The following is a 7,058-nucleotide window of genomic DNA, read 5'->3' on the forward strand; positions in this document are numbered from 1 at the left end:
GAAAGTTTTCTGGAATTTATTTAAAAAATTATATAAAAAAAACAGGTATGCATTTTTAAACATACTCTGTTTTAAAACTATTGGTTTAATTTCTTAACTTAATGACATTGGGAACGATCCCCTCTTCTTTGAGTAATTAATATAAAATTTTATAGATATCTCTAATTTCATCTCTACTTAGAGGTACATAATTATTTGCTAAAAGTCTTTGTTGACCTACAATAACACTATCTGCAAAACTTTCAATTTCTTCTACCTTCATGCCATAGTCTTTCAAAGGTTTTCTAACTAATAATTTATCAAGTACCTCAGCAAGTTTAGCAAATACATCGCTTCCCACGTTTACGTTTAAAATATCTGCAAGTATTTTATTAACATCTTTAATTTTACCATTTGGATTTTTCTTATTATAAGCTCTAAATACTTCAACAAACATCTGGTAGTTTGCTTCTCCATGAGGAACATGGTAAGTTCCACCAAGTGGATATGAAAGAGCGTGTACTGCTCCAACTCCTGTATTACCAAAAGCAATACCAGCATAGTTACTACCTATAACAAAATCTTCAATTATTTCTTTTCTATACTCTTCGCCTTTTTCAATTATCTGAACATATCCTTTTAAAATTAATTCCATTGCTTTAATACTAAATAATTCTGTATATGGATTAGATTTTGGAGATACATAAGACTCAATAGCATGTATTAATGCATCTATTGAAGAAGCAACAAAGAATCTGTATGGAAGTCCTTTAACAAGTTCTGGAATAAGCACTGCATGATCAGCTAATAATTCCTCTGCAGCAAGTCCCATTTTTGTATGTTTAGCCTTTATTTCAGCAATAGATAAATTTGTAACTTCTGATCCTGTTCCTGCAGTTGTAGGAACTAATATAAGTTCTTTATCTTTTATTATTGGAACTGATTTTTCAAATAATTGCAATGCTGTATTATCACCTTTTATTACAAGAAGTTTTGCTATATCAATAACACTACCTCCACCAATTGCAAAAATTCTTTTGAAGTTCTTTCCCTTAATAGTTTGAAGTACCGCATCAATTATCTCATCTGATGGCTCTCCAACACCATATTTTTCAAGGAATACTATTTCGGCCTTTAGATTTAAACTTCCGAAAAACGGATTATATATAAATTCATTGGATAATACAAAATCTCCTTCACCTATAGTAAAAGTTTCTGCAAATTCCTTTGCTGTATCAAATTTATGGATTTGTGATTTTAGTGAAAATAATTTCATTACGTTACCTCCAAATTTAATAATTATTTTAAGTTAGGGAAATAGGTTTCAACTTAGTTCGTTGAAACCTACTTGTTATATATTATTTAGACCAGATTTCCTCATTTGTTGGAATCTTAGCATCTTTATTGAAATATCCTATTCTTGATATATTTATTAAGTGGTAATAAGTGAAGTTTTCAGATATTGAGTTATTTCCCCAAGATCCACAACCAAGAGTAGTAGATGGGTTAAAGCCATTATTGAAACTTCCGCCTGCTCCTGTAGAAGATGTTTGATTAACAACTAATCTACTGATAGGTAATTCTTTACCTGCATATTGTATATGTGCATCATCATTTGAATGAACAGCTGTAGTATGTCCTGCGCCTTCATATAAAAGATTAGTTTTAGCAAGTTGTACTGCTTCTTCAAAAGTATTGTAAGTCATTGTAATCATGAATGGGAACATTTTTTCCTTGTTAAGTACATCAAGTTCTCCTATTCCTTTAGTTTTAAGTATTACTACTTTAGTAGCTGCAGGAACCACAACTCCAGCCATATCAGCAATAAATTGAACTGACTGACCAACAAGTTTACCGTTTATTGATCCACCTGGGAACATAATACTTCTAAACTTCTCTATTGTAGCTTCATCTTCAATGTAGTATGCACCGTTATCAACAAATGCCTTCATTATTTCATCATGATTTTCTACTGGAGCAATTATTGATTGTTCTCCAGAGCATATAATTCCATTATCAAATTTTCTTCCTGCTATAATATCTTTAGCAGCCTTATCAAAATCATATTCTCTATCAATTATAACTTGAACATTTCCTGCTCCAACTCCAAATGCTGGTTTACCACTTGCATAAGCAGCCCTTACCATTCCCATTCCACCAGTAGCAACTACTGTATCAACAGCTGCCATTAATTCTCCTGTTAGTTCAACAGATGGTTCTGTTATTATTTGAATCAAGTTTTCTGGTGCTCCAAGTTTTCTTAATTCGTCATTCATTAATGTAACAGCATGTAATGAACAATTTTTAGATCTTGGGTGTGGAGCAACAATAATTGCATTTCTTCCTTTTAACGCAAACATAGCATTACACATAGGTGTAACTATTGGATTAGTAGTTGGTGTAATAGAACCTATAACTCCCTTTGGCTTTGCAACTAGTAATATTCCTTCTTTTCCTTCTTCTGATCCAATTATATCAACAGATTTTTTACCTTTTAAGCTATTCCATATAGTCTTTGATTTACCCATATTCTTAGCTACCTTATCTTCATAAACTCCCATTCTTGTTTCAGTAACTGCTTCTTTTGCAAGTACCTCAGCATTATCAAATATAACCTTACCAATTACTCTAACTAAATCATCTACCTGTTCTTGACTATAGTTTGCAATACCTGCTTGAGCCTTTCTTGCTTTTACCATTAGTTCATTTATAACTGCTTTATTATCCATTTTTATTTTCCTCCTGTTTATTATATATTATTTTTTATGTAGAATTGTTGGATTAACATCTTAAAAATACATTCTATATTTTTTGTTTCATTGTTCCTGTTTCCATAAATCTTGTGTGCCAGTAAAGTGCATCACATAAAACATGAGGAGTATGTTTTCCTCCACAACATTCAGCTTTAGCTAGGTATTCTAAAAGCTGCGGTCTATAATCAGGATGAGCACAATTGTTAATAATTGCAAGCGCTCTTTCCTTTGGGCTCTTTCCTCTTAAATCTGCGGTGCCTTGCTCTGTAACAATTACCATTACGTTATGCTCTGTATGATCTACATGTGAAACCATTGGAACTATTGAAGATATATCACCTTTTTTAGCTATAGATTGTGTAGTAAATATTGTCAAGGAAGCATTTGAAGAAAAATCTCCTGAACCACCTATTCCATTCATCATCTTTGTACCCATAACGTGAGTTGAATTAACATTACCATATATATCTACTTCTAAAGCTGTATTCATAGCAATAATCCCAAGTCTTCTTATAACTTCTGGATTGTTACTTATTTCTTGAGGCCTTAATATAATTTTATCTTTTAATATGTCTATATCACGCCTGAAATCTTCCATACCAGCAGGCGAAGGGCTTAGCGCAGTACTAGATACCATTTTCGCTTTACCACATCTAATAAGGTCAAGCATAGAATCCTGTATTACTTCTGTATAACAAGTAAGATTTTCCAATCTAGATTCACAAAGTCCTGCAAGAACTGCATTCGCTACACTACCAACTCCTGATTGAAGAGGTAATAAGTTTTCTGGCAGCCTTTTCTCTTTAACTTCGTTTTCAAGAAATTCAATTAAGTTTTTTGATATTGCTTTAGATGTTTCATCAATTGGACCAAGAGGCCTTGTTTTGTCTGATGAATTGGTCATTACAACTGCAGCAATTTTTTCAAGTCCACAAGGTATATAAGTTGTTCCAATCCTATCTCCAGGATGTGTTATTGGAATTGGTTTTCTAAAAGGTGGATTTTCCAAAGTATATATATCAGCCATACCTTCTAATGCTAATGGTTGATGCTCATTAACTTCAATTATAACCATATCTGCATTAGCAACAAAAGTAGCTGCATTCCCAACTGCTGTTGTTGGTATTATGTTACCCTCTTCTGTTATTGCTAATGCTTCTATAATTGCAACATTAACTTTAGGTAAAAAACCATAATTTACAAATTGAGGCATAATACTTAAATTCATGTCAATATATTCAGTTAGGCCTTCATTAATAGATTTTCTTAATTCATTGTCAGTCTGATAAGGCAATCTTTTAGAAATTATACCAGCCTTAGCCCAAGCACCATCAATTTCTGAACCGACAGAAGCACCTGAATATAATGTAAGTTTCATCTTCTCACCAGTACTATTAACTCTATCTGCAATAGCTAACGGAACATCTTTCGGATAACCTGATGGACTGAATCCACTTACTCCAATTATCATTCCATCTTTTATCAGACTTGCTGCTTGCGCTGCTGAGACTACCTTTTTCATAACTTCCTTATTTCTTATTCTTTCACTAGCCAATATTACACCCCCAGAATTATATTAAATATAAAATTAATATTAGAATTTAGCTTTAAATCTATTTTCCCATTCCTCAATAAGTGAAGGTCTAAAGTCTGGATGAGCAATATTTATAAGTGCTCTTGCTCTGCCCTTAAGTGTTTTACCTTTTAACTCGGCAATACCATATTCCGTTACTACATAGTGTACTTCATTTCTAAGAGTTGTAATCGCCGCTCCTTCGTCAAGCATTAGCGTAATTCTAGAAATTTTACCTTTACTTGCTGTTGATGGCATAGCAATAATAGACTTACCATCCTTTGCAATAGAGGCACCTCTAATAAAATCAACCTGGCCACCCGTTCCACTAAACTGAGTTAGTCCTATAGTTTCTGCATTAACTTGTCCCATAAGGTCCACTTGAATAGCAGAATTTATACAAACCATTTTGTTATTTTTTGAAACTATAATAGGGTCATTCACATAATCTACAGAATACATCTCAACCATGGGGTTATTATTAACAAAGTCATAAAGCCTTTTTGTTCCCATTAGGAAAGTTACTATTATTTTTCCTTTATGAAGTGTTTTAGCTTTATTAGTTATAACTCCAGCTTCAACAAGTTCAACTACTCCGTCTGAAATCATTTCGGAATGTATCCCTAAGTCTTTTTTATCTTTTAAGAATAGTAGGACTGCATCAGGAATAGCTCCTATACCAAGTTGGAGCGTAGATCCATCTTCTATTAAAGATGCACAATATTTCCCAATAGCTTTCTCAATGTCCCCAATCCTAGGTGGATTAAGTTCTGTTATTGGATGGTTTACTTCTACAATATAATCAATTTCAGATACGTGTATAAAAGAGTCTCCCATTGTTCTAGGCATTTCTTTATTCACTTCTGCAATTACTACTTTTGCTTGCTTTGCTGCTGGCTTTGTATAATCAACAGATACTCCAAAACTACAATATCCGTGATCATCAGGAGCCGAAACTTGAATAATTGCAACATCTACAGGTAAATAACCGTTTTCAAAGAGTTCTGGTACTTTAGAAAAAAAGCAAGGTGTAAAGTCTGCTCTCCCATCAGCAATGGCTCCTCTTGTTGCACTGCCTACAAATAAGGCATTATGTTTAAAATGTTTTTCCATTCCTGGTTTTGTATACTCTGCTTTTCCCATTGGCACCATGTGAACTATTTCAACATTTTCATATGAATCTTTGTTTTTTACCATTTCTTCCAAAACATTTTGTGGTTCACCACAAGCATGACCTGTTACTACCCTATTACCAGATTTTATTTTTTGTGCAGCTTGTTTTGCGGTAATAATCTTTAATTTATAAATTTCTTCTAAACTCACATTTATCACTCTCCTCCATTTTATTTGTAACTAAATGACGAAAGTTCTATAATCATTTTTCTTTTTTACTACTATTTAGTATTTTTCTAGCCTGCGCTAGTAAGTCTTCACTTACCTGATTTATAAGCAATACTTTTTTGATACTAGGAATAGCTTCTTTAAGTGCAGTTTCAACCAAATCTTCAACAGTATATTTTGCGGAGAGACATCCTTTACATTCTCCTAAAAGCTTAACTTCAACAATTCCATCTTCAACACTAACAAGTTCAATATTTCCATAATGTTCAGCTAGTTTTGGTCTTACATTTACTTCTAGAATTTTTTCTATTTTTGAAAACATAAGGTCATTGTTAATCATTTTGTCCCTCCATTCTTTTTAATATATGTGTGCCATAAGGCGCACATATATTAAGGAATTTCATATTATAAAAGATGTATTTTGTTTAATAAATTATTCTTTTATTCTAGCTATAACTTTTGCAAGTGCTTTTTTATGAGCCATATTGCTTTGTCTAGCTATCATTATTCTTTGAGCTTGAGGAGAACCTGCACCATGCATTGATTCTGTTCTATAACCAACAGCGGCTGTTCCAAGAGCTAAATTTTCAATAAGTCTTAATATTCTCATTCTATTTTCAGTTGTTACAGATGCTACACCCTTTAGGTATTTTTCAAGATAAGGTCCAGTAATTGGATCCCTAAAATCTTTTTCTGCAGGCATAGTTACCATTAGTCCTCCAGCAATGTCTTCTGCAAGTCTAACTATTTCGTATGGGAATCTTGTAATGTTTTGTTTACAGACATTAGCTAGTAATAAGTCTACTATATAATTACCTGACTGGGTTTTATGACCTTCTGCAGAACATGCTATTCCGCAAGCATACAATGTTTCATTAAGGTGAGTCATCTCTATTAACTTATCTTTAATATGTGATACTTTGCTTGTACCATTATAATCTGCAGCAAGTGCTGTAGCTCCAATAAGTACATCGCCTACACCTGTTTTACATCCACCATAACTTTGTCTATGATATCCTGCAAATCTTTCAACAAGCATTCCTGCAAATTCAGTTTCTCCATTTAAGAATATCCTATCATTTGGCACAAATACATCATCGAAAATAACTAAAGCCTCTACTCCACCGAAGTTGTAATTACCAACATCGATATCTGCTCCTTCTTCGCTCTTTCTTGTATCACAAGATTGACGACCTAAAATCATAATAATGCCATCTGTATTTACAGGTACGGAAAATGATACTGCATAATCTTCTTCGCCTGGCTTCATAGCCATAGTAGGCATAACTAAAACTTCATGGGAATTACATATACCAGTTTGGTGAGCTTTAGCTCCACGAACTACGATACCATCAGGTCTTCTTTCTACAACGCGAAGATACATATCTGGATCTTCTTGTTTTGATATTGCA

Annotated in this window: 6 protein-coding genes; all 6 read right to left on the reverse strand. The window is 33.1% G+C overall.

Annotated elements, in window-relative coordinates:
* Positions 1 to 136: 136 nt before the first annotated feature.
* Positions 137 to 1,255, reverse strand: a complete 1,119-nt coding sequence (locus KPL55_RS24925; protein ID WP_216309459.1) for a 4-hydroxybutyrate dehydrogenase — start codon at positions 1,253 to 1,255, stop codon at positions 137 to 139.
* A gap of 82 nt (positions 1,256 to 1,337) precedes the next feature.
* The gene (locus KPL55_RS24930; protein ID WP_216309460.1) at positions 1,338 to 2,708 is read right to left on the reverse strand and encodes an aldehyde dehydrogenase family protein; all 1,371 of its coding nucleotides are present in this window, start codon (positions 2,706 to 2,708) and stop codon (positions 1,338 to 1,340) included.
* Between the two features lie 73 nt (positions 2,709 to 2,781).
* On the reverse strand, positions 2,782 to 4,287 hold the full coding sequence (gene scpC, locus KPL55_RS24935; protein WP_512699275.1) for a succinyl-CoA:acetate CoA-transferase ScpC: 1,506 nt from the start codon (positions 4,285 to 4,287) through the stop codon (positions 2,782 to 2,784).
* 39 nt (positions 4,288 to 4,326) lie between these two features.
* Entirely contained in the window at positions 4,327 to 5,628 is a 1,302-nt protein-coding gene (locus tag KPL55_RS24940; RefSeq protein WP_216309461.1) for an acetyl-CoA hydrolase/transferase family protein, read from the reverse strand.
* Positions 5,629 to 5,680: 52 nt separating this feature from the next.
* Positions 5,681 to 5,986: a NifU family protein gene (locus KPL55_RS24945; RefSeq protein WP_246599834.1), complete on the reverse strand. Its 306-nt coding sequence runs from the start codon at positions 5,984 to 5,986 to the stop codon at positions 5,681 to 5,683.
* Positions 5,987 to 6,079: 93 nt separating this feature from the next.
* Positions 6,080 to 7,058 (reverse strand): 4-hydroxyphenylacetate 3-hydroxylase C-terminal domain-containing protein (locus KPL55_RS24950; protein ID WP_216309462.1); only part of this gene is annotated, 979 nt, incomplete at its 5' end.

The organism is Clostridium lacusfryxellense (assembly GCF_018861735.1).
Taxonomy (GTDB): Bacteria; Bacillota; Clostridia; order Clostridiales; family Clostridiaceae; genus Clostridium_AD; species Clostridium_AD lacusfryxellense.

What these genes read in the sequence shown, in the direction of transcription:
- KPL55_RS24930 (WP_216309460.1), bottom strand. Translation starts at nt 2,708, where the DNA reads ATGGATAATAAAGCAGTTATAAATGAACTAATGGTAAAAGCAAGAAAG.
- KPL55_RS24925 (WP_216309459.1), bottom strand. Translation starts at nt 1,255, where the DNA reads ATGAAATTATTTTCACTAAAATCACAAATCCATAAATTTGATACAGCA.
- KPL55_RS24945 (WP_246599834.1), bottom strand. Translation starts at nt 5,986, where the DNA reads ATGATTAACAATGACCTTATGTTTTCAAAAATAGAAAAAATTCTAGAA.